Source organism: Peterkaempfera podocarpi (assembly GCF_042466665.1).
GTDB classification, from domain to species: domain Bacteria; phylum Actinomycetota; class Actinomycetes; order Streptomycetales; family Streptomycetaceae; genus Peterkaempfera; species Peterkaempfera podocarpi.
The window spans coordinates 1,834,889-1,860,639 of the sequence record NZ_CP162102.1 but is presented as its reverse complement, the minus strand read 5'-3'; the positions used below and the strand labels follow the sequence as shown (position 1 = coordinate 1,860,639).

Here is a 25,751-nt window from a genome sequence, read left to right as displayed (position 1 = left end):
TGCCCCGCACGCACTGTGAAGGAGAAAGCCGTGACCGAGCGCGTCGTACTCGCCTACTCGGGCGGTCTGGACACGTCCGTCTGCATCGGCTGGATCGCCGAGGAGACCGGCGCCGAGGTCATCGCCGTCGCGGTCGACGTCGGCCAGGGCGGCGAGGACCTCGATGTCATCCGCAAGCGGGCGCTGGCCTGCGGCGCGGTGGAGGCCGAGGTGGCCGACGCCCGCGAGGAGTTCGCGGACGAGTACTGCCTGCCCGCCGTCAAGGCCAACGCCCTGTACATGGACCGCTACCCGCTGGTCTCCGCGCTCTCCCGGCCGGTGATCGTCAAGCACCTGGTGGCCGCCGCCCACAAGCACGGCGCCTCCATCGTCGCCCACGGCTGCACTGGCAAGGGCAACGACCAGGTCCGCTTCGAGGCGGGCATCTCCTCGCTGGCCCCGGACCTCAAGTGCATCGCCCCGGTCCGTGACTACGCGATGACCCGGGACAAGGCGATCGCCTTCGCGGAGGCCAACAACCTGCCCATCGCCACCTCCAAGAAGTCCCCGTACTCCATCGACCAGAACGTCTTCGGCCGCGCCGTGGAGACCGGCTTCCTCGAGGACATCTGGAACGCGCCCATCGAGGACATCTACGAGTACACCCAGAACCCCGCCGAGCCCCGTGAGGCCGACGAGGTCGTCATCACCTTCAAGCAGGGCGTCCCGGTCGCCATCGACGGCAAGCCGGTCACCGTGCTCCAGGCGATCGAGCAGCTCAACCAGCGGGCCGGCGCCCAGGGCATCGGCCGCCTGGACATGGTCGAGGACCGGCTGGTGGGCATCAAGTCCCGCGAGGTCTACGAGGCCCCCGGCGCCCTCGCGCTGATCACCGCCCACCAGGAGCTGGAGAACGTCACCGTCGAGCGTGAGCTCTCCCGCTACAAGAAGGGCGTGGACCAGCGCTGGGGCGAGCTGGTCTACGACGGCCTGTGGTTCTCGCCGCTGAAGCGGGCCCTGGAGGGCTTTGTGGAGACCGCCAACGAGCATGTCTCCGGCGACGTCCGGATGACCCTGCACGGCGGCCGCGCCACCGTCACCGGCCGGCGCAGCGAGGAGTCGCTCTACGACTTCAACCTGGCCACCTATGACACCGGCGACACCTTCGACCAGTCGCTCTCCAAGGGATTCATCGAGATCTTCGGCATGTCGTCGAAGATCGCGGCCAAGCGCGACCAGCGGGCCTGACCACCCGTCAGTATGTGAGGGGCCCCGGTGCTCGACCGAGTTCCGGGGCCCTCTTTCCACCTCAGCACCGAAGGAGCACCAGGTGTCGCACGACCAGACCCCCACCGCCGCCGGCGACGTCCGTCTGTGGGGCGCCCGCTTCGCGGACGGACCGTCCGAGGCGCTGGCCGCGCTCTCCGCCTCCGTGCACTTCGACTGGCGTCTGGCCCCCTACGACATCGCCGGCTCCCGGGCCCACGCCCGGGTGCTGCACCGGGCGGGGCTGCTCACCGCGGACGAGCTCGACCGCATGCTGGACGGCCTGGACCGGCTGCTCTCCGACGTGGAGTCCGGCGCCTTCACCGGAACCGTCGCCGACGAGGACGTGCACACCGCACTGGAGCGCGGCCTGCTGGAGCGCCTCGGCCCCGACCTGGGCGGCAAGCTGCGGGCCGGCCGCTCCCGCAACGACCAGATCGCCACCCTCTTCCGGATGTACCTGCGCGACCACGCGCGCATCATCGGCGGGCTGATCCTGGACCTCCAGCAGGCGCTGGTCGGCCTCGCCGAGGCGCACCCCGGCACCGCCATGCCCGGCCGGACCCACCTCCAGCACGCCCAGCCGGTGCTCTTCGCCCACCATGTGCTGGCCCACGTCCAGGCGCTCTCCCGGGACGCCGAGCGGCTGCGCCAGTGGGACACCCGCACCGCCGTCTCGCCGTACGGCTCCGGTGCGCTGGCCGGCTCCTCGCTGGGCCTGGACCCCGAGGCGGTCGCCGCCGACCTGGGCTTCGAGGGCGGCTCGGTCGGCAACTCCATCGACGGCACGGCCGCCCGTGACTTCGTGGCGGAGTTCGCCTTCGTCACCGCGATGATCGGCGTCAACCTCTCCCGGATCGCGGAGGAGGTGATCATCTGGAACACCAAGGAGTTCGGCTTCATCACCCTGCACGACGCCTTCTCCACCGGTTCCTCGATCATGCCGCAGAAGAAGAACCCCGACATCGCCGAGCTGGCCCGGGGCAAGTCCGGCCGTCTGATCGGCAACCTCACCGGCCTGCTGGCCACCCTCAAGGGCCTGCCGCTCGCGTACAACCGCGACCTGCAGGAGGACAAGGAGCCGGTGTTTGACTCCTGCGACACCCTGGAGGTCCTGCTGCCGGCCTTCACCGGGATGATGGCCACCCTCACCGTCCACCGCGAGCGGCTGGAGGAGCTGGCCCCGGCCGGCTTCTCGCTGGCCACCGACATCGCTGAGTGGCTGGTGAAGCAGGGGGTGCCGTTCCGGGTGGCCCACGAGGTGGCGGGGGGATGCGTCAAGGTCTGCGAGCAGCAAGGCATCGAGTTGGCCGATCTGACGGACGAGCAGTTCGCCGCCATCTCCGGGCACCTCACCCCCGATGTCCGCTCGGTGCTCACCGTGCACGGTGCGCTGGCCTCCCGCGACGGCCGTGGCGGCACCGCGCCGTCCGCCGTCGCCCGGCAGCTGGCCGAGGTCAAGGCCGACCTGGCGGTCCAGCAGGAGTGGGCGGACGCCAAGCGCTGACCTCCCCGCAGCCCCGCCGTGCAGGGCGGACCGGTCGCCACCGGTCCGCCCTTCGGTGCGTCAGGCGGGCCCCGCTGCCGCGGGCTGCCGAATTGCTGGAGCTTCCTCCCGGGTTCGTCCGGCGGACACCGCCGGGTCCGGGCGGGCCGCCTACGCTGCCCCGCGTCAGCGACCCCGGCCCGAAGGAGCACCACGGTCCACCCGACTGCCGACTGCCGACTGCCGACTGCCGACGACGACCGGAAGGACCCCTCCCGGCGCTGGTTCATGCGTACCGCCGCAGTGGTCGGCCTGGGCACCGCGGCCGCCGGCACCCTCGGCCTGCCCGAGGCGTCCGCCGCGGCCGCCCCCGGCGCCGACGGCTCGGCGGCCCGCACCCACGGCACCCGCCCGCCGGTGCGCACCGGCACCGCCCTGGACCATCTGCCGCACCCGCTGATCGTCGGCCACCGCGGCGCCGGCGGCTACCGCCCCCGACCACCCTGATGCGCGACGCGCACGCGGCCGGGCTGCTGCCGCACCCGTACACCGTGCGCATCGAGAACGGCTTCCTGCCCGCCGACTTCCGCCGGGGCACCGACCAACGGCCACGGCGACGCCCTGGCCTGGTCGACCCATCTCTACGAGCAGGGCATGGACGGCTTCTTCACCGACAACGGCGACATGGCCGTCCTGGCCCGCGCCGACGTCTGGGCCTCCCGCGGCGTCAACCGATCGCCGCCGCAAGCCCCCTCGCGGGCGGTTTGCACGACCGCCCCGGCCCCGAACGCATCCGGGCCGGGGCGGACCGCGTCCCCGCGGGCAGAGCCGTCCCCGACCCCCGGAGGCACCCGTGACCGCCCTCACCGACACCCGGCTGCGCCCCGCCTTCGCCCCGCTGGCCGCAGCGCTGGCCCGTGCGCACGGGCTGGACCCGGAGGACCTGGAGCAGCAGGTGTGGCTGCGGGCACTGGAGCACATCGCCCGGGAACGGCTGCCCGGGAACACCTCCGGGTGGCTGCGGTCACTGACGCTGCGGGAGTTCCGGCAGGCCCTGGTGCCGGCCCGCGCCGAGACCCCGACCCCGCTCCCGCCGCGGCCCGCGGCGGCCGGCCCGCCCTGCACGGTCCGCGAGGCCGTCTCCCGGCTGCCGGGGCGCTGCGCCGGGCTGCTCACCGCGCTGCTGGACGAGCCGGACCTCGGCTACACCGCGCTGGCCGCCGCCACCGGCATCCCCCGCGGTTCCATCGGACCCACCCGCTCCCGCTGCCTCGCCTGTCTGCGGCGCCTCCTCCACGACCAGGCGGGGCTGCCCTGAACCGCGTCCGGCGGCGGCCCGGAGACCGCCCACCCCGGGATACCCGCCCACCCTGGGATGCCCGGGCACCGCTCACGGGTGCAGCGGGTCCCCTGCGCAGCGCCCGTCGGCGCGGCGACTGCGCGGGCCCCGGGCCGGGGACCTCCGGAGCGCAGGGGCCCGGCGGGCTCCGGGCGGGGGAGGGGCGGGGCCGGATGCCGCCGGAGTGATCTGGGACACGTCGGGGTCCGTGAGGTTGCAGAGGGCCGAAGTGCGGGTAATGCCTGGGCGAACGTGCCTCTTGACGGGCCCGCGACCGCACGGATACTGAGCGTGAGCGCTGCCGTCCTCCCCGTTCCCATGACCTGCCGGGCCGCGGGGGGCGGGCACGTTCGCGCACCACCCCGGACCGGGAGCGATCCCCGGCACGGGTCCACCTCCGGTCAGGGCCGCCCGCGCGCACCCCTCATCCCTCCGGCGCCGGGCACACACGAAGGGGAGGCATGCGCATGGGCATGAGCGTGACCATCTCGGTCGCCGTGCAGGACGACGCCGAACAGATCCTCAAGCTCCAGTACCTCTGCTACCAGAGCGAGGCGGAGCTCTACGGCGACTGGGCCATCGACCCGCTGACCCAGACCCTCGACAGCATCCGCGACGAACTCGCCGAGCACTGCGTGCTCGTCGCCCGGCTCGGCGGCGAGGTCGTCGGCTCAGTGCGCGGCTGGGTCGACGACGCCGGGGTGGCCCGGCTCGGCCGGCTGGTGGTGCATCCGCGGATGCAGGGCCACGGTCTGGGCAGCCGGCTGCTCCAGGGGGTTGAGCAGCGGCTGGCCGCCGCGGGGCGGGTCTCCGCATACCGGCTGTTCACCGGGCATCGCAGCCTCGGCAATCTGCGCCTGTACCGGCGTCTGGGCTATGTGGAGACCGGGGTGGAGGAGGTCAGCCGCAGCCTCAGCCTGGTCACCCTGGAGAAGCCGGCCGCGCCCGTGGGTGCCGCGCCGGTGGGGGCGCGTTCGCTGGCTGCCAGCGCCTGACGGCCCGGCTCCGCAGGCTCGGCCCCGGGGGCGGGGCCTGCGGAGCTGTGTCCGGTCTCACGTCTGCGGTGGCCGGGGTCGCCGTCGGGCCGCGAGTACAGTCGAAGATCATGGACCTTGCCGCAGACGCCCTGCTCCTTGACATGGACGGCACCCTGGTCGACTCCACCTCGTCGGTGGTCCGCTGCTGGACGACCTGGATGACCGAGTACGGGCTGACCGCCGCGGACTTCGCCAGGATCTTCACCCACGGCCGTACCGCGGCGGAGATCATTCAGGATGTGCTCCCGGCGGAGCGGCTGGCCGACGGCGGTCTGGCCGCGGCGCTGCACCGGATCGAGGAGCTCGAACTCACCGACACCGAGGGCACCGTGGCGCTGCCCGGAGTGGCGGCACTGCTGGGGTCGCTGCCCGCGGACCGCTGGGCGGTGGTCACCTCGGCCACCCGCGCGCTGGCGGAGATGCGGCTGAAGGCCGCCGGGTTGTCGGCGCCGCTGCTGGTGGCGGCCGACGACGTCACCCTGGGCAAGCCCGACCCCGAGCCCTTCCTGCTGGCCGCGGTGCGGCTGGGGGTGGATCCGGCGCGCTGTGTGGTGGTCGAGGACGCCCCGGCGGGACTTGCCGCGGCCCGTGCGGCGGGGATGCGTTCCATAGCCGTGACCACCACCCACACCGCTGCCCAGTTGACGGCGGACGCGGTGGTGGACGGGCTGCACCGGGTCTGGGCGACGCCGGTACCCGGCTCGCTGCGGGTCCGGGTGGACCTCTGACAGCTGACGCTGTCCGTATTCCGGGACGCATGGACCGATATTTGGGCGAGCGCCGGTCGGTCTGATTAACTGAAGCCATGACCACGACGGCGAACCGCACCCCCACCGGCCTTCTGCCGGCAGGCGGCTGTGCGACGGGCCGTCGAATGTGTGCCTGCTGAGGGTCCCCGTACCAACCTCGCGCCCCGAAGCGAGACCCCTGTGCCGCCGCCGTCCAGGCCCGGCGCCCTGCCCCCTCCCGGACATGCACCCCAGCCCCGTCGCGCCCCCGGGCGTCTCCGCCCCCGGGCATCCCTTGCCGCCGGCCGCGGCCGTCCGGTGTGCGCATGCGCTGAGCCCGCCCACCCACGGGCACCACGTCCCGCAGACCGTCAGCCCTCCCGCGCTGCGGCACGCCGCCGCCCCGCGCCCGACCCACGGATGTCCCCTGTGATCACCACCGCAGACCTGAGGAAGGTCTACCGCGTACGAGGCCGCGAGGTCACCGCCCTCGACGGTGTCGACCTGCATGTCCGAGAGGGCGAGGTGTACGGCGTCGTCGGCACCAGCGGGGCCGGCAAGTCCACCCTGATCCGCTGCGTCAACATGCTGGAGCGCCCCACCTCCGGCACCGTCACCGTCGACGGGGTGGAGCTCACCGCACTGGCCGGCCGCGGTCCCCGGGCCGGCGGCGAACTGCGGGCCGCCCGCCGCCGGATCGGCATGGTCTTCCAGCACTTCAACCTGCTCTCCTCGCGCACCGTCCAGGACAACGTCGAACTGCCGCTGGAGATCATCGGCCTGGACCGCCGCGAACGCCGCCGCAAGGCCGCCGAACTGCTCGACCTGGTGGGCCTGTCCGACAAGGCCGCCGTCCACCCCGCCCAGCTCTCCGGCGGGCAGAAGCAGCGTGTCGGCATCGCCAGGGCGCTGGCCGGCGACCCCCGTGTGCTGCTCTCCGACGAGGCCACCTCGGCTCTCGACCCCGAGACCACCCGGTCCATCCTGGAGCTGCTGCGCGACCTGGGCCGGCAGCTCGGCCTCACCGTGCTGCTGATCACCCATGAGATGGATGTCATCAAGTCGGTCTGCGACTCCGCGGCGCTGATGCGCGGCGGCAGGGTGGTGGAGTCCGGCCGGCTGGCGGACCTGCTCGCCACCCCCGGCTCCGAACTCGCCCGGGAGCTCTTCCCGCTGGGCGACCTGCCGCACAGCGGGCGCGAGGCCACCGTCCTGGAGATCACCTTCCAGGGGGACACCGCGGCGCAGCCCTTCATCTCCCAGCTGGCCCGCACCTACAACGTGGACCTCAACATCCTCGGTGCCGCGGTGGAGACCATCGGCGGCCGCCAGGTCGGCCGGATGCGGGTGGAGCTGCCCGGCCGCTTCGAGGAGAACGTGGTGCCCATCGGATTCCTGCGGGAGCAGGGACTCCAGGTGGACATCGCCGACAACCGGACGGAGGCCGTCGCATGACCTGGGACGAGATGCAGCCGCTGCTGCAGACCGCCACCCGCGAGACGCTCTCCATGGTCGGCGTCGCCACCCTGGTGGCGCTGCTGGCCGGACTGCCGCTGGGCGTGCTGCTGGTGCTCACCGACCGCGGCGGACTGCTGCAGAGCCGCCCGGTCAACAAGGCCGTGGGAGCGGTGGTCAACATCGGCCGCTCGCTGCCCTTCATCGTCCTGATGCTGGCGCTGACCTCCTTCACCCGCTGGGTGGTCGGCACCTCCCTCGGCTGGCAGGCCGCCACCGTGCCCCTGGCCGTCGGCGCGATCCCCTTCTACGCCCGGCTGGCGGAGACCGCGGTCCGCGAGGTCGACGGCGGGTTGGTGGAGGCCGTCCAGGCGATGGGCGGCTCCACCTGGACGGTGGTCCGCAAGGCGCTGCTGCCCGAGTCCCTGGCCTCGCTGGTCGCCGGGCTGACCACCACCGTGATCGCCGTGATCGGCTACTCCGCGATGGCGGGCACGGTCGGCGGCGGCGGTCTGGGCACCCTGGCCTACACCTACGGCTATATGCGCTTCGAGACCGACTTCATGGTCGTCATCGTGATCGAGCTGGTCGTCCTGGTCACCCTGGTGCAGCTGGCGGGTGACCTGGCCGTACGGTCGCTGGGCCGGCACGGCCGGGGCGACGGCCCGGTACGGCTGCTGCGCCGCCGCTCCGGCAGCGCGCCCGCGGGCCGCCCGGGACCCGCGGAGCCGGCCGAGCAGCCCCTCGCCGCCGTGGAGGGCTGAGCACCCAGGTCGCCGTGTCCGCCGGGGCACCGCCCGCCTGCACCCCCTGATTCCCCCGTCTGCCGGGCAGCCCCCGCACGCCCGCAGGCAAGTCGATATATGGAGAAAGGCACTCTTCGTGCGCAGCGCCATCAAACTCACCACCACCGCCATCGCCGCGGGCGGCCTCGCCCTCACCGTGGCCGCCTGCGGCAGCGACTCCTCGTCGTCCGCGTCCGCCGCCGACCAGCCGCTGGTCGTCGCCGCGTCGCCCACCCCGCACGCCCAGATCCTCGACTACATCAGGGACCACCTGGCGGCCAAGGCCGGCCTCAAGCTGGAGGTCAAGCAGGTCACCGACTACGTCACGCCGGACACCGCCGTGCAGGACGGCTCGGCCGACGCCAACTACTTCCAGCACCAGCCCTACCTCGACGACTTCAACAAGCAGCACGGCACCGACATCGTCTCCGTGGAGACCGTCCACCTGGAACCGATGGGCCTCTACTCCAAGAAGGTCAAGCAGATCGCCGACCTGCCCGCCGGGGGCACCGTGGCCGTCCCCAACGACGCCACCGACGAGGGCCGCGCGCTGAGGCTGCTCGCCGACAACAAGGTGATCACCCTCAAGGACGGCGTCGGCATCACCGCCACCGTCCGCGACATCACCGGCAACCCCAAGAACCTCAAGTGGAAGGAGCTGGAGGCCGGCCAGCTGCCCCGCGCCCTCGACGACGTGGACGCGGCCGTGATCAACGGCAACTACGCGCTGGACTCCGGCCTCAAGCCCACCACGGACGCCATCGTGCTGGAGCAGGCAGCCGGCAACCCGTACGCCAATGTGCTGGCCGTCAAGAAGGGCCGGGAGAACGACCCCCGGGTGCAGAAGCTCGCCCAGCTGCTGCACTCGCCCGAGGTGAAGAAGTACATCGACGACACCTTCAAGGGGGCCGTCGTCCCCGCGTTCTGACCGGGCCGCCCGCCGGGTCCGGGCCCCGCTCGGGGCTCAGACCCGGTGGGTCCAGTACACATCGGTGGTGTAGGGGAGTTCGATCCGGTCGCCGTGGCGGGTCTGCGGATGCGCCCGCAGCACCGCGTCGACCTCCGCCCGCACCCGCCGCTGCTCCGCCTCGTCCAGCGCCGCGATGATGCTGGACGAGGCCATCCGCTCCAGCACCCCCTCGCGGGTCACCGGGTGCGGATTGGGCAGATGGAGCTCGCTGATCGGCGACCAGCCGGACCGCCCCTCGAGTGCCTCGCGCCACCGGCCGTCCAGATGGCTCGGCAGATCCCGCGGGGCCCGGCCGAAGTAGATCCGCTGGAAGTCCCGGACCCAGGGCACCGACTCGTCGAAGGTGTTCCACAGCAGGACCAGCGCTCCGCCCGGCCGGATCACCCGCTCGACCTCGGCCAGCGCCTCCCGCTGCCGGAACCAGTGCCAGGACTGCGCCGCGACCACCACATCCACCGAGGCGCCGGGCAGCCCCGTCGACTCCGCGGTGCCGTCCCCCACCTCGACCCCGGGCAGCAGCTCGGCCAGCTGCTCGCGCATCGCCGCCACGGGCTCCAGGGCCACCACCCGCGCCCCGGTCAGGGCCAGCAACCGGGTGAACTTGCCGGTGCCCGCCCCCACGTCCAGCACCGTACGGCCGCGCTCCAGCCGCACCGCGTCGGCGAGCTCGCGGATGACCGGCATCGGATAGGACGGCCGGGACCGCTCGTAGGCGTCCGCCGCCCGCTGGTACCCCACTCCTGCCGCCTGGTGAACCGTCACGCCCCCTGACGCTATCAGCCGCAGGTGGACGCCACACCAATGGCGAGCGGCGGGCTGCCGACGCAGGCGTGGAGCGCCCGACGCGCCCAACCCCCTGCACGGCGACCCCGGATGCTGCATGCTGCTGTATCCGCGCGTCACTCCGTCCGGGCCGGGTCGTGGTGACGGCGGCCGTGCCGGTGGAGCATGATCACCCCAGCCAACGCCGCCGAACCGTCGACCGGCGCGCGAGGCGTAACGTGAGTGCACGACCCGGCGAGGAGAGACGGCCATGGCATCCACCTTCCCCGAGACCGCCATCAGCACCGAGAGGCTGCTGCTGCGCCCCTTCGAGGAGGAGGACGTCCCGGGCCTGGTGGAGATGATGAACGACGAGCTGGTCCGCTGCTGGACCGCCGCCCCCCATCCGTACGGCGCCCACCACGCCCGCACCTGGGTGCACACCGCAGCCGCCGAGGACCGGGCCCGCGGCCGCGGCATCGCCTTCGCCGTCACCGAGAACCTCACCCAGCGGATGGTCGGGGTGATCCATCTGCAGCGCACCGACTGGCGGCTGCGCACCACCGAGGCCGCCTTTGTCACCGCCCCCTGGGCCCGGGGCGAGGGCTACGCCCCCGAGGCCCTGCTCGGCGTCGCCCAGTGGCTCTTCGAGGACCAGCGGTTCGAACGGCTGGAGCTGCGCACCGCCGCCGGTAACACCGCAGCCCAGCAGGTGGCCCAGAAGGCCGGCTGCATCAGCGAGGGGGTGCTGCGCAGCGCCTGGATTGTGCGGGGCGCCGAGCCCGGCAGCGGCAGCGACGACGAGACCCGCACCGACCTCATCCTCTGGAGCCTGCTCCCCGAGGACATGGAGCTCCCCGGCGGCCGTGCCGCCGACGGTCTGGCCGACGACCGCTACGCCAGCTGGGCCTGACACCGCCGGGCGCCGCACTGATCGTTACCGGTACGCTCCTCGCGCGGGTGCGGCGGGCGGCGGAGGCACCGCCCGCGCACCCCGAGCGGGCCCCGGAGCCGTCACACCCCGGGTCGATACGGACAGTGAGGGAGAACAGCCGGAATGGCTGACCGGGTCACGGTCATCGGGTGGGACGGCACGCCGCTCACGGAGGCGGCACGCGCGGCGCTCGGCGCCGCCACCCTGGTCGCGGGAGCGCCCTACCAGCTCGCCGCGCTGGAACTGCCGCGCGGCGCCGAGCGGATGGCGCTGGGCAGTGTGGAGCTCGCCGCCCGACGGATCGCCGACCACCGCGGCGCCGCCGTGGTGGTGGCCGAGGGGGACCCCGGCTTCTTCGGTGTGGTGCGCACCCTGCGCAGGCCGGAGTTCGGCCTGGAGCTGGAGGTGCTGCCCGCCGTCTCCTCCGTGGCCGCCGCCTTCGCCCGGGCCGGGATGCCCTGGGACGACGCCCAGGTGGTCAGCGCCCACGGCAGGCGGCTGCGCAGGGCTGCCAACGTCTGCCGCGCCAACCCCAAGGTCGCGGTCCTCACCGCCCCCGGGGCGGGCCCCACCGAACTCGCCCTGATGCTCCGCGATGTGCACCGCACCTTTGTGGTCTGCGAGGCGCTGGGCACCCCCGACGAGGAGATCAGTGTGCTGACCTCCGACCGGGTGCCCGACCACGTCTGGCGCGACCCCAATGTGGTGCTGGTGGTGGGCGGCCACGCCCGTACCGGCACCGAGGCGGCCGGCTGGCTGGCCGGGCGCCCCGTCGACTACCCCGACGCGATACGCGGCTGGGCGCTGGACGCCGAGGCGTACGCCGCCCGTGACCGCGCAGCGGGCCTTTCCGCGACGGCCCCCGAGACCGAGGCCGACCGGCCCGGCGCCCCCGCCCCCGACACCCTCCCGCCGGAGGCCCGCGCGCTGATGCTCGCCCGGCTCGGCCCGCGCCCGGGTGACCTGGTGTGGACGGTCGGCTCCGGCAGCGGCGCCCTCGCGGTGGAGGCCGCCCGGTTCGGGGCCGCGGTGATAGCCGTGGACCCGGACGCCGACGCCTGCGGCCGGACCGCGGTCAACGCCCGCCGCTACGGCGTCGAGGTCGAGGTGGTCCACGGGACCCCGCCCGAGGTGCTCGGCGAACTCCCGGAACCCGATGTGGTCGCCGTGGAACGCAGCTCCGCCGCGGTCCTCACGGCCTGTCTGGCCCGCCGCCCCGAGCGGGTCGTGGCCGCACCGCGCACCCTGCCGGAGGCCGAGGAGTTCCGCCGTGCCTTCGCGGTGGCCGGCTACCGCGCCGAGGGCGCACTGGTCCAGGCCTCGGCGCTGCTGCCCGCGGAGGAGCCGCCGGGCGGTGGCCAACTGCTCGCCCCCACCTGCCCGGTGTTCCTGGTGTGGGGCCGACGGACCGGCTGAACGACCCTCCACCGTAAACCTTCGGCCGTCCACGATCTGGACGAAGGCGGGCACACCATCCTGGAAGGGGCACCTCCCTGACCCGATGTCCGCCCCGGCCGGTAGGGTGGCATCTCGGTTGTCTCCGCGGCGGTGCGGCGGCCAGGAACCGGCGACCCCGGATCCCGACCAGGACGTGGCGGAGCCCACACCGGGTGATCGCGTGCTTGTGTGCCGCCAGGCGGGCCGGGCCGGAAGAATGCCCTGATGTCTGGGGGCGGTCGTGCCGGTTGCCCCGGGTCCGTCGTTGTTGTTGCGGCAGGTCGGTCGTCCGATCGGCCGTCTGCGGAGCGGAGGACCGGACGGGACCACGGCTGCCGTGCCTGCGCGGCCGCCGACACACGCGACAAGGCGGGTCCGACCGCGACCCGGCCCCAGCGGTCGGGAGCCGTGGTCAGCGACCGCGCCACCAAGGACGCCTACGCGGCCCTGGAAGGAGTTTCTGAGATGACCGATACCGGCCACGTCCCGGGCGAGGGACTGCCGGAGCGCCCGCTCGCCGAAGCAGGGCCCGACCCGGCGTACCAGCCGGTCGGCGCACCCGCGGAGGCGGCAGGCGCCGGTTTCCGTCCCGATCCCTTCGGCCCCGGCCCCGAAACCGTCCCGGGGGCCGCTCCCGCGATGCACTCCTCCTTCACCTTCCTCGACGAGCCCGACCAACTGGGCGGGCCCGACCAACTGGACGAGGAGGAGGACGTGCTGCTGATGCCCGGTCCGCAGGGCTCCTGGAGCGAGGCGGCACTGCGCGAGCAGACCCCGCCCGAGGGCACCCCGCTGCCCGTCCAGCCGCACCTCGGCGGCTCCCCCGCGGAGACCATGCCGCTGCGCACCGTCACCGTCGAGGACGCCGCCGCGTACGTCGGCACCCCCATCGCCCCCTCCTGGCCGCCGCTGGCCCCGCCGGACGCCGCGGTGCTTGCGGCCGCCGAGGCCGGGGCCGCCCTGCAGGCCGCCCCGGCGGAGCCCGGAGTGCCGCAGGCCGAGCAGGCCGCCGTACCGGAGGCCCCCGCCGACCCCTTCACCGTGCCTGCCCCTGCCGCCCCCGCGGCGGCGCCGGTCCAGGCTCCGGCGCAGCAGCCGTCCCCGTCTGCCGCATCGGCGGCAGCCGCTGCCGCCGCCGCGCCCCGGCGGCCGCTGCACGCCGGCCCGCCCATCCCGGACCCGTCGCTGATGACCGGTCAGGTTCCGGTGCGCTCGCTGGCCGACCGGGGCCCGTCGAGCGGGGAGACCCAGGGGTACGGGATCCGGCTGGTGCCGCCGCAGTCGGTCGGTGGCGCCGACGTTGCAGCCGTGGCGCCCGCGCCGCAGCCCGCTGTCCCGGCCGCCGCGTCCGCTGCCGTGCCGGCCGAGCAGGCCCAGGCCGCCCAGGCCCCCGCCGTGGCCGAGGTTGCCGCACCGGCCGAGGCCGCCCCTGTCCCTGTCCCCGCGCAGGCCCCGGCCGGGACGGCAGCCGTCGAGCAGCCGTCCCCGTCCGCCATCGCGGTGGAGACCGTGTCGCAGGCCCCCGAGGTGCCGCACCCGGCGCCGTTGGCGGCGGTACCGTCCCCGGGCGGCTCGCCGGAGAACGCCCCGGAGCGGGGCCGGCCCGAGCCGCTCATCCCTTCGCCCTCGCCGTCCCCTGACGGCCCGCCCAGCCGGATCGCCGCATTCCTGGCGGTTCCCCCAGCGCCGGGGCTGTCGGAGACGCCGGTCGCGGAGGCGGGCGTGCCCACGTCGGCGGCCGAGACGGCGCAGCCCACGGCGCCCGAGGCCGGGCCGGTGCCGCAGGCCCTCGCCGATGACGCGGTGTCCGAGGCGGTCGCCGCACCGGTGGCCGTGACCCCGGTCGTCGAGCCCGTCGTGGAGCCCGTGGAGCAGGTCGCCGTGCCGCAGGCCGAGGCCCCGGAACCGGCCGTGACGCCGGCTCCCGCGGCGGCCCCGTCGTCCCAGGACGATGCTGCCGGGCTCGCCGCCCCCGTACCCGCCAACCCCGTACCCGCCGACCCGGTCGCCCCCGAGTCGACGCCGGTGCCCGAGGCCGTCCTGCCCGAGAGCGCCGTGCCCGAGGCCGTCGTGCCCGAGGCCGTCGTGCCCGAGGCCGTCGTGTCCGAGAGTGCAGCTCCTGAGAGTGCAGCTCCCGAGAGCGCGAGCCTCTGGACGGCGGGCCCCGAGGGCGTGGTGGCCGAGGCTGCCGTGCCCGTCCCCGAAGCGCCGGCCGTCGAGCAGCCGGCCGACCTTGCGGCCGTACCCGTCGAGCCGCAGCAGCCCGAGGCGTCCGACTCCGCGCCGGCGGCCGAGGCGGCCCCGGCCGCCGTCGAGGCCATTGCCGTCGAGCCCGTCCCCGCGGCGGCACCGGCCGAGGAGGAGTCCCCTCGGCCCACCGTCCATGCGGTGGCCGCCGACGGCACCGTCACCACCCTGGACGCCGAGCCGACCGAGGCACCCGTGGCCGTGGAGCCGCCCGCCCCGGCCGACGCCGTGGCACCCGAGGTCCCCATGGCACCCGAGGCCCCCGTGGCACCCGAGGCCCCTACGGCACCCGAGGCTCAGCCGGAGCCCGAGGCGGTGGCCCCGTCCCAGCCGCAGCCCGAGGCCGCGCAGCCCGAGGCCCCGCTGCCCGAGCGGGAGGACCTGCTGCCCGAGCCCGAGGAGCCCCAGGGACCGGCCGCCGCAGGCTACGAGGAGTCCATGCGCGAGGCCGTGCACCGGGTGATGCGCGAGCGCCGCGACATCCGCAACGGCTTCCGCCGCGACCCGATCCCGCACGATGTGCTGATCCGGGTCCTGGAGGCCGCTCACACCGCCCCCAGCGTCGGCTACTCCCAGCCCTGGGACTTTGTGGTGATCCGCTCCGCGAAGACCCGCAAGCGGATGCACCAGCTGGCCGAGCGGCAGCGCGACGCCTATGCGGCCTCGCTGCCCAAGGGCCGGGCGAAGCAGTTCAAGGCCCTCAAGATCGAGGCCATCCTGGAGACCCCGGTCAACATCGTGGTCACTGCCGACCGCACCCGCGGCGGCCGCCACACCCTGGGCCGCCACACCCAGCCGCAGATGGCGCCGTACTCCGCCGCCCTGGCCGTGGAGAACCTCTGGCTGGCCGCCCGCGCCGAGGGGCTGGGCGTCGGCTGGGTCTCCTTCTTCGACGAGCGCGAGATGGTCCGCGAGCTCGGCCTGCCCGAGCACCTCGACGTGGTGGCCTACCTCTGCGTCGGGTATGTCGACTCCTTCCCCGACGAGCCGGAGCTCCAGCAGGCCGGCTGGGCCAAGAAGCGCCCGCTCTCCTGGGTGGTCCACGAGGAGCAGTACGGCAACCGGGCACTGCCCGGCGAGGAGCCGCACAGCGTTCTCGAGGACACCCTGCGGGGGATCCGCCCGCTGGACGCCAAGGCGCTCGGCGAGGCCTGGGACCGCCAGAAGCGGATGACCAAGCCGGCCGGCTCACTGGGCATGCTGGAGATAATCTCCGCCCAGCTCTGCGGGCTCTCCCGCAAGTGCCCGCCGCCGATCCCGGAGCCGGCCTGTGTGGCGATCTTCGCCGGGGACCACGGTGTGCACGCCCAGGGAGTGACCCCCTGGCCCCAGGAGGTCACCGCCCAGATGGTGGGCAACTTCCTCGCCGGGGGAGCGGTGGTCAACGCCTTCGCCGCCCAGGTGGGCGCGGAGGTCTGCGTGGTCGACGTGGGCGTCGCCGCGGAGCTGCCCGCACCGGTCCAGGAGGGCCGTACCACCGGACTGCTGCCGCGCAAGGTCCGTCCCGGCACCGCCGATATGACCCAGGGCCCGGCGATGAGCCGGGAGGAGGCGCTGCGCGCGCTGGAGATCGGTGTGGAGACCGCCCGCGACCTGGTCGCGGCCGGCAACAAGGTGATCATCACCGGAGACATGGGTATCGCCAACACCACCCCGGCCGCCGCGCTGATCTCGGTCTTCACCGGCGCAGACCCGGCCGAGGTCACCGGCCGGGGCACCGGGATCGACGACGAGACCCACGCCCGCAAGGTCGAGGTCATCCGCCGTGCCCTGGAGCTGCACAAGCCCGATCCCGGGGACCCGGTCGGCGTCCTGGCCGCCGTCGGCGGCCTGGAGCACGCCGCCATCGCCGGCCTGCTGCTGGGAGCCGCCTCGCTGCGCACCCCGGTGATCCTGGACGGTGTGATCGCGGGCGCCGCCGCGCTGGCGGCCAAGGCGATCGCGCCCGAGGTGCTCGCCGCCTGCATCGCCGGGCACCGCTCCGCCGAGCCGGGCCACAAGACGGCGCTCGCCAAGCTGGGTCTGCGCCCGCTGGTCGACCTCGACCTGCGGCTCGGCGAGGGCACCGGTGCGCTGCTCGCCCTCCCGGTGGTGCAGTCCGCAGCCCGGGCGATGCACGATGTGGCAACGTTCGACTCCGCCGGGGTGACCGAGAAGCGCTGACCCCGCCCACCGCGGCACACCGCTCCGCAGCCGGTCCGAGGGCGCACCGGCTGCGGAGCCGCATCCGTATCGCCACCGACCCCGTTCCCCACCACGCACAGGAGTCCCGCCATGGCCGCGCCCACCCCCAGCCCCGACGCGACCCCCTACCCGGTGGGCCTGCGCCTCGACGGACGCCGGGTCGTCGTCATCGGCGGCGGCCAGGTGGCCCAGCGGCGGCTGCCCGCCCTGATCGCCTCCGGCGCCCGTGTCGACCTGGTCTCCCCGGCCACCACCCCGGCGGTGCAGGCCATGGCCGACGCCGGCGAGATCAGCTGGCACCCGCGCGGCTATGCCCGGGGTGACCTCGAAGGCGCCTGGTACGCCCTGGTCGCCACCGACGACCCGGAGGTCAACGCGGCCGTCAGCGCCGAGGCCGAGGAGCTCCGGGTGTTCTGCGCCCGCAGCGACGACGCCGGCGCCGCCACCGCCTGGACCCCGGCCACCGGCCGCGACGGGTCGGTCACCGTCGCGGTGCTCTCCGGTGACCCCCGCCGCTCCGCCGCGCTGCGCAACTCCTTCGTCGAGGGCCTGCGCGACGGTACGGTCAGCGCCCGCCACCACCGTGAGCGCACCCCCGGCGTGGCCCTGGTCGGCGGCGGCCCCGGCGACCCCGACCTGATCACCGTGCGCGGCCGGCGGCTGCTCGCCGACGCCGATGTGGTGGTCGCCGACCGCCTCGCCCCGCGCGAGCTGCTCGCCGAGCTGCCCCCGCATGTCGAGGTGATCGACGCCGCCAAGATCCCCTACGGCCGGGCGATGGCCCAGGAGGTGATCAACCGCACCCTGCTGGAGCACGCCAGGGCCGGGAAGTTCGTGGTCCGCCTCAAGGGCGGCGACCCCTATGTCTTCGGCCGCGGTATGGAGGAGGTCATCGCCTGCGCCGAGGCCGGCGTCCCGGTCACCGTCGTCCCCGGCATCTCCAGCTCCATCAGCGTCCCCGCCGCCGCCGGGATCCCGGTCACCCACCGCGGGGTCACCCATGAGTTCACCGTGATCTCCGGCCATGTCGCCCCCGACGACCCTCGCTCCCTGGTGGACTGGGCGGCCGCCGCACGGATGCGCGGCACCCTGGTGCTGCTGATGGCCGTCGAGCGGATCGAGGCCATCGCCGCGACGCTGATCGCGCACGGGCGGGCCGCGGACACCCCCGTCGCCGTGGTCCAGGAGGGAACCACCGCGGCCCAGCGCCGGATCGACGCCACCCTCGCCACCGTCGCCGAGACCGTTGCCGCCGAGGACGTCCGGCCGCCCGCCGTGGTCGTCATCGGCGAGGTGGTCTCCGTCTTCGCAGGCTGACCCCTGTCACCACCGGTACCGGGCCCGGCCCGGCACCGGTTTTGGCGTCCCCGCCCCTCAACAGGCAGGATCGTGGGGTGGCAGAGATCATCACCGTCGAGGACCCCGCAGACCCCCGCCTGGGCGACTACACCTCCCTGACCGATGTGGAGCTGCGGCGGCGCCGCGAACCCGCCGAGGGCCTCTTCATGGCCGAGGGGGAGAAGGTGATCAGACGCGCCCTGGCGGCCGGCTACCGCATGCGGTCGATGCTGCTCACCGCCAAGTGGACCGAGGTGATGCGCGATGTCATCGAGGCGTCCGAGGCGCCCGTCTACACCGCCACCCCGGAACTCGCCGAGGCCGTCACCGGCTACCACGTCCACCGTGGCGCGCTGGCGTCCATGCAGCGCAAGCCGCTGCCCGACACCGCCGCGGTGATCGCGGACGCCCGCCGGGTCGCCGTCTTCGAGGACATCGTCGACCACGCCAACATCGGCGCGGCCTTCCGCAACGCGGCCGCCCTGGGCATCGACGCCGTGCTGCTCACCCCCCGCTGCGCGGACCCGCTCTACCGCCGCTCGGTGAAGGTCTCCATGGGCGCGGTGCTCCAGGTCCCCTGGACCCGCATCGATCCCTGGCCCCAGGGCATCGAGACCCTGCGGGCGGCAGGGTTCGTCACCGCTGCGCTGACGCTGGCGGAGGACTCCATCGATCTCCGGGAACTCGCCGCCCGCCGCTACCCGCGGCTCGCCCTGGTCTTCGGCACCGAGGGCGACGGGCTGCGGCGCCGCACCGTCGCAGCCGCCGACCTCTCGGTGACCATCCCGATGGGCGGCGGAGTGGACTCGCTCAATGTCGCGGCCGCCTCCGCCGTGGCCTTCCACGCCACCGCCCCCTGAGGCCCCCCTGAGGCCCCGGCTCCGCCGCCGCACCGTGGGCCAACGGGACGGCAGACCACGCCATCCGGAGTGGCACCCCCGCCCTGCGGGCATGCATATCTACCCGGAGCGGTGGAGCGGACCCTGCTCCTTCTGCGGAGGGAGCCACCCTGAGCAGCGCATCCCACCCGGCAGCGGCCGCCGGAGGCGACGCCCTCAGCCTCGGTGTCGAGGAGGAGTTCCTGCTGGTCGACCGGACCACCGGGGTCGCTGTGCCGTGCGCACCCGCAGTCGTGTCGCGGGCCGCCGAGGAGTTCGGCGCCGAACGCGTCCAGGCGGAGCTCTTCCCCACCCAGATCGAGACCGCCAGCCGTCCCTGCACCTCGCTCACCGACCTCCGCGCCGACCTGCGGCTGCTGCGGCGCGGCATCGCCGACCACGCCCGCGCCGCGGGCTGCGTACCGATGGCCGGCGGCACCGCGGTGCTCCCCGCCGCGAGCGAGGTGCCGGTCACCGACACCCCTCGCTACCGCAGACTCGCGGACCGCTTCCGTCCCATCGCCGAGGCACAGGCCGAGGGGGTCTGCGGCTGCCACGTCCATGTGGGCATCGGGGACCGCGAGGAGGCCGTCCAGGTCGCCAATGCGCTGCGCCCTTGGCTGCCCCCCCTTGAGGCGCTGGCCGCCAACTCGCCGTACCACCACGGTCGGGACACCGGCTACGCCAGCACCCGGATCCTCATCTGGGCGCGCTGGCCCACCGCAGGCCCGACCCCCCACTTCACCTCGGCCAAGGCCTACGACGACATGGTCGACACCCTGGTGGACGCGGGGATGCTGCTGGACCGCAGGATGGTCTACTGGTACGCCCGGCTCTCCGAGCACTATCCGACACTGGAGATCAGGGTCGCCGACGTCAACGCCGACCTGGACACGGTGCTGCTCTTCGCCGGGCTGGTCCGCGGCCTCTGCGGGGTGCTGCTCGCCCAGGTGCGGGCCGGCCGGCCCCTCCCGCCGGTCAATGACACCCTGCTGCGCGCCGCACACTGGCGTGCCGCCCGCGACGGCCTGGAGGGGCAGGGACTGGACCCCCTCACCGGCAGGCTCCACCCCGCGGGCGAGCTGCTGTGGCAGCTCTTCCGCCATGCCGAGCCGGGCCTGGAGGCGGCGGGCGACCGGGACACCGTGGCCGACCTGCTGCGGCGGCTGGAGCGCTCCGGTGGGGGAGCGGCCAGGCAGCAGGCCGTCTTCGCCCGTCGCAGCCGGTTCCAGGACGTGGTAGAGCACCTGACCGCGCTCACCGACCCGGCCGGGAGCTGACCCTCCACCGATGGCCGATGGCCGACGGTCCCGGGCGGCGGCTCGAAGCCCCGGTGCGAACCGCCGCGCCCGACGGCCGCCACGGCCCGGGAGGGGAGAGACAGCTCACACCGGACCCTGTCACATGTCGCCGGGCTGTTCCGTCAGAGATGTGCACTCATCAGCAAGGGCACAAAGGAGTTCACCATGGATGCTCGCCTGAATCTCTTCGGCAACCCGAACTCGGCCAAGTTCCTGAAGTACATCGCCTCGGCGGGCAAGGTGGTTTCGGACTCGGGGCTGCCGGCCCCGACGCAGGAACTGGTGAAGATCCGCGCCAGCCAGATCAACGGCTGCGCCTTCTGCACCGACATGCACACCAAGGACGCCACACAGGCAGGTGAGACCTCGTTGCGCCTCAACCTGGTCGCGACCTGGCGGGAGGCCAAGGTCTTCACCGAGGCCGAGCGTGCCGCCCTGGAACTGACGGAGCAGGGCACCCGCATCGCCGACGCGGCCGGCGGCGTCCCGGACGAGGTCTGGGCGAACGCCGTCAAGCACTACGACGAGGACCAGCTGGCCGCCCTGGTGTCGCTCATCGCCGTGATCAACGCCTACAACCGGCTGAATGTCATCGTGCAGCAGCCCGCCGGCGACTACCAACCCGGCCAGTTCGGATGACCCACCGGTCCGGCGCACGCCCCGGGCACCCTGCGACGGGGTCCGGGGCGTTGCGCGGGGGCTCGTCCGACAGGTCCCGCCGGTGGAAGGGCGTCGCCCGCCCGGCACTAGTTACCGGTCGCACCGGCGCCGGGCCAGGCCTCCTCGAGGGTGCCGTCGCCTCGCACGGTGTAACGGGTGGCGGTGGTGGACGCCTGGCCGGGAACCCGTTCCTCCCGGAGCAGTGAGCCGCGGGCGATCCGCCACTCCGCTGCCGCCCCCGGGTCGGCCGCCGAGGTCCGGGCGGCCAGCAGCACGGGATCGGATCCGGAGAAGCCGAACACCTCCACCAGGTCGACCGGGCGCGCCCTCGGTGCGGTTGAGCACCACCACCGCGGCCGGGGCCCCGCGGTAGCGGGCGGAGAGCACGGTGGTGAGCGACACCTGGGCGCCGTCGCGTACGGCGAGGCCGTTGCGCAGCCGGATCGCCGACCCGTCGCCCGGGTCGGGATAGGTGCGGTTGGCCCAGTCGACCTCGGGTGGCGCCTCGGCCGACGGGGACAGCCAGCCGTTCCCGGTGGCCGCCGGTCCGTCGGGGGTGGGGGAGAGCAGCGCCGCCCCGTCGACCGACGGCCGGTGGCCGGTGCGGACCCCCTGCGGTCTGCGCAGCCCCTGGTCCTGGTTGCGGTCGTGGCAGCCCTGGGCGGCTGCGATGGCCAGGGCCACCCCCAGTGTCACCGTGACGAAGACCACCAGCCGCTGGCGCAGCAGCCGCCGCCGGTCAGGCGGTGTGCGGCCGGGAGCGGGCGTCCGCTGCCGGTCGGCGCCGGGCCGCGGGCGGCTGCCCGCGGGGGTGGGGTGGCCGCCCGCGGAGGGCGTGTGCGGCATGGGCGCGGTGGGCGCCTGGCCCGCCGGGCGGCGGCGGGGCGCGGGGCGGTCGGCCGCCGCCGGGGGCCGGGGCGGCCTGCGGGCCTCCGCCGGCGCCGGCGGAGGGGGTGCAGGCGTGGCAGGTGTGCGTCCGGGCTGCTGGGCGACGCGGCCGGGGGGCGTGACGTCACTGCGGGCGGCCAGCTCCCTCAGCCGCTCGTGCAGCTGCACCGCCCCCGGCCGGTCGGCGGACTCCTTGGCCAGGCAGGCGCGGATCAGCGGGGCCAGGGGCCCCGGTACGGCGGCCAGGTCCGGCTCCTCGTGCACCACCCGGTAGAGCATCACCTCGGAGGTGCCCGAGCCGAAGGGGGACTCCCCGGTGGCCGCGTAGGCGAGGGTCGCGCCCAGGGCGAAGACATCGGTGGCGGGGGTCACCGCGGCACCGCGTACCTGCTCCGGGGCGAGAAAGCCGGGGGAGCCCACAGCGGTGCCGACATGGGTGAGCGTGCTGGCGCCCAGCGACCAGGCGATGCCGAAGTCGATGATCCGCGGGCCCTTGGGGGAGAGCAGGATGTTGGACGGCTTGAGGTCGCGGTGCACCACCCCGGCCTCGTGCACATGGACCAGGCCCTCGGCCAACGCGGCGCCGATGGACGCCACCTCGGGCCAGGCCAGCGGTCCCTCGTCGCCGACCCGCTTGTACAGCGAGGGACCGGGCACATAGGCGGTGGCCAGCCATGGCCGCTCGGCGTCGATGTCGGCGGCGACCAGCCGGGCGGTGCAGCCGCCCCGGATGCGGGAGGCGGCGGCGACCTCGCGGGCGAAGCGGGTGCGGAACTCGGCGTCCCCGGCGAGTTCGGCGCGGATCAGTTTGAGTGCCACCCGCTGCCCACGGCGGTCGGAGCCGAGGTAGACCACTCCCATCCCGCCGGTGCCCAGTCTTCGGTGCAGCCGATAGGAGCCGACGACGCGCGGATCCTCCCTTCGGAGCCGCATCAACGCCATACGCTTCCCGCCGCCTCAATCCCCCGCACCGGGGCATCGCCTGATCTCTTCCCGGGACAGCTTACGGACTGGCTCCAGTGGTGTGCTGATACGCAACGCCTGTGCAGGCGACGGGATTGTCGGATCGTGAGGTCTTCGACCCGGCCCGCCCGGCCCGTCCGCAGACGCCGGAAAACCGAGGGGAACCGGCCCGTCCGTGCCCTGCCGCGACCGGCCGGCCGCGACGGTCCGGGGGTGCAGCCGGCGGTTGTCCCCGGTGGTCCGTTCGAAGGTCGCGAAAGGTATGCCTGACTGACCGTCAGCTACCCTCGACGGGAGGGAAGGAGTGCAGATCAGCACCGTGATCGCGGCCCGCGGACGCGGCGCCTCGGGGTTGCTCTCAGGGTTGCCTCGGGGTGCGGGGCCCGGCGCCTCCGTCTCTGGTAGTACGGCCGAGGGGCCGGGGTCATCCTCCGGGATGCCGGAAGGACGGTACGCGGGCATGAGGACCCGGTGCCCGCACCGCACATACGGTGGTGACCAGCGGTGGACGGGACGCTCGTCCCCCGAGGTACACCGTCCACCGCGCCAGGCACAGCACAAGCAGGCAGACACAGCACAGGCAGGCACAGCGCAGGCAGACACAGCGCAAGCAGCACGGACAGACAGGATCAGCACAGCCGGTCCCGGAGCAGGGCGACCGCCCGCACCGGGGTGCGAGAGGCAGGGGTGTGGCAGCCCCGGCCGTCGCGGCTGCTGCTCCCGTCGGCGTTCGGCGCCCGGCACCGCACGGTGGTCCGGGCGCAGTCCGCCGCCACGATGATCGGGCGCCGTTCCCCGGGGTTAGGGAGCGGCGTCGGCCGGGGGTGCGGTACGCGTTCGCGTGGGACACGCGGACGGGCGAAGCGGCGCGTACCGTCCCGGCCAAGCGATGGCGCCGCGTCCGGATGTCGGTGAGGGCATCCGGATGCGGCCGCCACCGCGGTGTGCCGCCTGCCCGCCGTGCTTCACTCTCGCCCATGGACGACGCACTCCGCACCAGTAGCCGGCAGGCCGGCCTCCTCCCCGAGGCCGGCCGGGCCCTGCTGCCGTCCGCAGACCGGGACGCGCTCCCCGTCGTCCTTGCGGACCGGCCGGACGGCACCGTGCTGCGGCTGGGCGGCACCGTGCTCAAGGCGCACGCGCCGGGAACCGACCGCAAGGCCCTGGAGCTGCGGTTGCAGACGGCCGCGGGGCCGCAGCCGGAGCTGCTGGCGCCGCACCGGGTGGAGGGCACCGGCCGACTGCTGCTGGAGGTGGACGGCATGCTGATCACCGGCTGGCCGGCCGGCGAGCCGGTCGATCCGCGGGCGCCGGAGCGGGCGCCCTGGGAGCAGGCCGGGGCGCTGGCCGCCCGGCTGCATGCGACCCCGGCCCTGCCGGGCCTGCCCCCGATGGGCGGCCCGGCCAAGGTGGCGGCCGCGCTGCGGCGGCTCTCCGGGGTGCCGGGGGCCGCCGGTACGACAGAGGAGGCGGCCCATGTCCGGGCCGCGGCGGCGACCCTGCCGCCCTGGGCCCGCGGCGCCGCACCGGCCCCGCTCCCGGAGCGTGGCCCGGGCCGACTGGTCCACGGTGACCTCCATCTCGGCCAGCTGGTCCGCCTCCCCGCCACGGCGGGGGACCGGTACGCAGGCTGGCGGCTGATCGACGTGGACGACCTGGGCACCGGTGACCCCGCCTGGGACCTGGCCCGCCCCGCGGCCTGGTACGCAGCCGGGCTGCTGCCCCTGGAAACCTGGCAGGCGTTCCTGGGCGGCTACCGGGCGGCGGGCGGCTGTGCCCTGCCGCAGGAGGCCGGGGCCGACCCCTGGACGGTGCTGGAGGTCCCGGCCAGGGCCCTGGTGGTGCAGCTGGCGGCGCTGGGGCTGGTGCGGGCGGCACGGGAGGGCCGGCCGCCGGACGAGGTCGAGCAGACGATGGTCGCTGCCTGCGCCAGGATCGGTGCGGCGGGGCAGGGCGGCCGATGAGTAGGGTGGCAACCGGCCGCCGGACGACACAGGTCGGGCGGCCGAGCGAACAAGGAGGGGATGGACGAGATGTACCAGTGTCCCAAGTGCCACGGCACCATGCGTACCTACGACCGGCACGGAGTGCACATCGAGCAGTGTGACAACTGCCGGGGTGTCTTCCTTGACTACGGAGAGCTGGAGTCGCTGACCCAGATGGAGGCCCGCTGGTCGCAGCCGGTGCCCCCGCCGGCGCCGATGCCGCCCGCCCCGCCGGCCGGCTACGGCCACTCCACGCCCGCCTGGGGCGCCCCGCAGCACGGCGGCCACCACGACTACGGTCACCACGGCCACGGCGGTCACCACGGCGGCCACCACAGCTTCGCGAGGATGCTCTTCTCGTCCTGATGTGCCGTCATGTTCCGGGCTCCGGCCCGGAACACCGGCTCCGCCACAACACGGCGAAGGCCGCCGTCCCCGGAGGGACGGCGGCCTCGGATGCTGCCTCGATGTGGGCGATACTGGGATCGAACCAGTGACCCCTACCGTGTCAAGGTAGTGCTCTCCCGCTGAGCTAATCGCCCGTGACGCCCGCAGCGAGTGCGGTCGTACGGTCCTGCAGAGTGGACGATACTGGGATTGAACCAGTGACCCCTACCGTGTCAAGGTAGTGCTCTCCCGCTGAGCTAATCGTCCTGGAGGCCGTGGGAACGGCCGCCGAGGGTGGTGCATGCGCAAGGCATGACCACCGGATCCCGGAGGACCCGGTGGGCGATACTGGGATCGAACCAGTGACCCCTACCGTGTCAAGGTAGTGCTCTCCCGCTGAGCTAATCGCCCTGGAGGCCGCCCGGCGGACCGGGAAACCTCTTGGAGGTGGAGACGGGATTTGAACCCGTGTAGACGGCTTTGCAGGCCGTTGCCTCGCCTCTCGGCCACTCCACCGAGTGAAGGGTCGCAAGACCCTTCTCCGAGCGGACGACGAGATTCGAACTCGCGACCCTCACCTTGGCAAGGTGATGCTCTACCAACTGAGCCACGTCCGCATGATCTCCGGTGGCTTCCCCGCTCCTTGCGGCTCCGCGTCCCGGCGACGTCATGAACTTTAGCGGATTCCCCGCCCAGCTCAAATTCCGTATCCGCAGCGTGGCGCGGGAGTGCAGCTCAGGCG

19 protein-coding genes, 5 tRNA genes and 1 pseudogene are annotated in these 25,751 nt (G+C 74.2%); 18 read left to right on the top strand and 7 right to left on the bottom strand.

Annotation, left to right across the window (positions count from 1 at the left end; genetic code table 11):
* The first annotated feature begins 30 nt into the window (after positions 1-30).
* The 9 genes from AB0761_RS08225 (at position 31) to AB0761_RS08185 (ending at position 9,003) form a co-directional block, all read left to right on the top strand.
* Entirely contained in the window at positions 31-1,227 is a 1,197-nt protein-coding gene (locus AB0761_RS08225; protein WP_377268308.1) for an argininosuccinate synthase, read from the top strand.
* Between the two features lie 82 nt (positions 1,228-1,309).
* Positions 1,310-2,752, top strand: coding sequence for an argininosuccinate lyase (gene argH / locus AB0761_RS08220; protein ID WP_377268307.1), 1,443 nt, complete (start codon positions 1,310-1,312; stop codon positions 2,750-2,752).
* Between the two features lie 267 nt (positions 2,753-3,019).
* A complete protein-coding gene (locus AB0761_RS08215) occupies positions 3,020-3,238 on the top strand; it encodes a hypothetical protein (protein WP_377268306.1) in 219 nt (72 codons plus the stop codon).
* A gap of 346 nt (positions 3,239-3,584) precedes the next feature.
* On the top strand, positions 3,585-4,049 hold the full coding sequence (locus AB0761_RS08210; protein WP_377268305.1) for an RNA polymerase sigma factor: 465 nt from the start codon (positions 3,585-3,587) through the stop codon (positions 4,047-4,049).
* 488 nt (positions 4,050-4,537) lie between these two features.
* Positions 4,538-5,065, top strand: coding sequence for a GNAT family N-acetyltransferase (locus AB0761_RS08205; protein ID WP_377268304.1), 528 nt, complete (start codon positions 4,538-4,540; stop codon positions 5,063-5,065).
* Positions 5,066-5,175: 110 nt separating this feature from the next.
* On the top strand, positions 5,176-5,835 hold the full coding sequence (locus tag AB0761_RS08200) for an HAD-IA family hydrolase (protein ID WP_377268303.1): 660 nt from the start codon (positions 5,176-5,178) through the stop codon (positions 5,833-5,835).
* 429 nt (positions 5,836-6,264) lie between these two features.
* Positions 6,265-7,290: a methionine ABC transporter ATP-binding protein gene (locus tag AB0761_RS08195; protein WP_377268302.1), complete on the top strand. Its 1,026-nt coding sequence runs from the start codon at positions 6,265-6,267 to the stop codon at positions 7,288-7,290.
* Positions 7,287-8,054 (top strand): methionine ABC transporter permease, encoded by a 768-nt coding sequence (locus tag AB0761_RS08190; protein ID WP_377268301.1) that lies wholly within the window; start codon positions 7,287-7,289, stop codon positions 8,052-8,054. Before AB0761_RS08195 ends, AB0761_RS08190 begins: the two co-directional genes overlap by 4 nt.
* A 118-nt stretch (positions 8,055-8,172) precedes the next feature.
* Positions 8,173-9,003, top strand: coding sequence for a MetQ/NlpA family ABC transporter substrate-binding protein (locus AB0761_RS08185; RefSeq protein ID WP_377268300.1), 831 nt, complete (start codon positions 8,173-8,175; stop codon positions 9,001-9,003).
* Between the two features lie 36 nt (positions 9,004-9,039).
* Here AB0761_RS08185 and AB0761_RS08180 read toward each other — a convergent pair whose 3' ends face one another.
* Positions 9,040-9,807, bottom strand: a complete 768-nt coding sequence (locus tag AB0761_RS08180; RefSeq protein ID WP_377268299.1) for a class I SAM-dependent methyltransferase — start codon at positions 9,805-9,807, stop codon at positions 9,040-9,042.
* 271 nt (positions 9,808-10,078) lie between these two features.
* Between AB0761_RS08180 and AB0761_RS08175 the strand changes: the two genes are divergently transcribed.
* The 7 genes from AB0761_RS08175 to AB0761_RS08145 all read left to right on the top strand — a co-directional run bounded on the left by AB0761_RS08175 (position 10,079) and on the right by AB0761_RS08145 (position 20,765).
* Entirely contained in the window at positions 10,079-10,720 is a 642-nt protein-coding gene (locus AB0761_RS08175; protein ID WP_377268298.1) for a GNAT family N-acetyltransferase, read from the top strand.
* Positions 10,721-10,864: 144 nt separating this feature from the next.
* A complete protein-coding gene (cbiE, locus tag AB0761_RS08170; RefSeq protein ID WP_377268297.1) occupies positions 10,865-12,157 on the top strand; it encodes a precorrin-6y C5,15-methyltransferase (decarboxylating) subunit CbiE in 1,293 nt (430 codons plus the stop codon).
* 486 nt (positions 12,158-12,643) lie between these two features.
* Entirely contained in the window at positions 12,644-16,588 is a 3,945-nt protein-coding gene (gene cobT / locus AB0761_RS08165) for a nicotinate-nucleotide--dimethylbenzimidazole phosphoribosyltransferase (RefSeq protein ID WP_377268296.1), read from the top strand.
* Positions 16,589-16,699: 111 nt separating this feature from the next.
* On the top strand, positions 16,700-17,926 hold the full coding sequence (gene cobA / locus AB0761_RS08160; protein WP_377268295.1) for a uroporphyrinogen-III C-methyltransferase: 1,227 nt from the start codon (positions 16,700-16,702) through the stop codon (positions 17,924-17,926).
* A 77-nt stretch (positions 17,927-18,003) separates the two neighbouring features.
* Positions 18,004-18,807 carry a TrmH family RNA methyltransferase gene (locus AB0761_RS08155; RefSeq protein WP_377268294.1) on the top strand — a complete coding sequence of 268 codons (804 nt, stop codon included), beginning with the start codon at positions 18,004-18,006 and terminating at the stop codon, positions 18,805-18,807.
* Between the two features lie 149 nt (positions 18,808-18,956).
* Positions 18,957-20,105: a glutamate--cysteine ligase gene (locus AB0761_RS08150; protein ID WP_377273969.1), complete on the top strand. Its 1,149-nt coding sequence runs from the start codon at positions 18,957-18,959 to the stop codon at positions 20,103-20,105.
* Between the two features lie 186 nt (positions 20,106-20,291).
* Positions 20,292-20,765: a carboxymuconolactone decarboxylase family protein gene (locus AB0761_RS08145; protein WP_377268293.1), complete on the top strand. Its 474-nt coding sequence runs from the start codon at positions 20,292-20,294 to the stop codon at positions 20,763-20,765.
* A 672-nt stretch (positions 20,766-21,437) separates the two neighbouring features.
* Here the strand turns inward: AB0761_RS08145 and AB0761_RS08140 are convergent.
* Positions 21,438-22,616 (bottom strand): annotated as a pseudogene (locus AB0761_RS08140) (serine/threonine-protein kinase); the annotation flags it as partial.
* A 998-nt stretch (positions 22,617-23,614) separates the two neighbouring features.
* Between AB0761_RS08140 and AB0761_RS08135 the strand changes: the two are divergent.
* Positions 23,615-24,601, top strand: a complete 987-nt coding sequence (locus tag AB0761_RS08135) for a phosphotransferase family protein (protein WP_377268292.1) — start codon at positions 23,615-23,617, stop codon at positions 24,599-24,601.
* A 69-nt stretch (positions 24,602-24,670) separates the two neighbouring features.
* Positions 24,671-24,988 carry a zf-TFIIB domain-containing protein gene (locus AB0761_RS08130; protein ID WP_377273968.1) on the top strand — a complete coding sequence of 106 codons (318 nt, stop codon included), beginning with the start codon at positions 24,671-24,673 and terminating at the stop codon, positions 24,986-24,988.
* A gap of 104 nt (positions 24,989-25,092) precedes the next feature.
* Here the strand turns inward: AB0761_RS08130 and AB0761_RS08125 are convergent.
* The 5 genes from AB0761_RS08125 to AB0761_RS08105 all read right to left on the bottom strand — a co-directional run bounded on the left by AB0761_RS08125 (position 25,093) and on the right by AB0761_RS08105 (position 25,626).
* Positions 25,093-25,164, bottom strand: a tRNA-Val gene (locus AB0761_RS08125).
* A 40-nt stretch (positions 25,165-25,204) separates the two neighbouring features.
* Positions 25,205-25,276, bottom strand: a tRNA-Val gene (locus AB0761_RS08120).
* A gap of 72 nt (positions 25,277-25,348) precedes the next feature.
* A tRNA-Val gene (locus tag AB0761_RS08115) sits at positions 25,349-25,420 on the bottom strand.
* 31 nt (positions 25,421-25,451) lie between these two features.
* Positions 25,452-25,525, bottom strand: a tRNA-Cys gene (locus tag AB0761_RS08110).
* A 28-nt stretch (positions 25,526-25,553) separates the two neighbouring features.
* Positions 25,554-25,626 (bottom strand) — tRNA-Gly (locus tag AB0761_RS08105).
* Positions 25,627-25,751 lie beyond the last annotated feature (125 nt).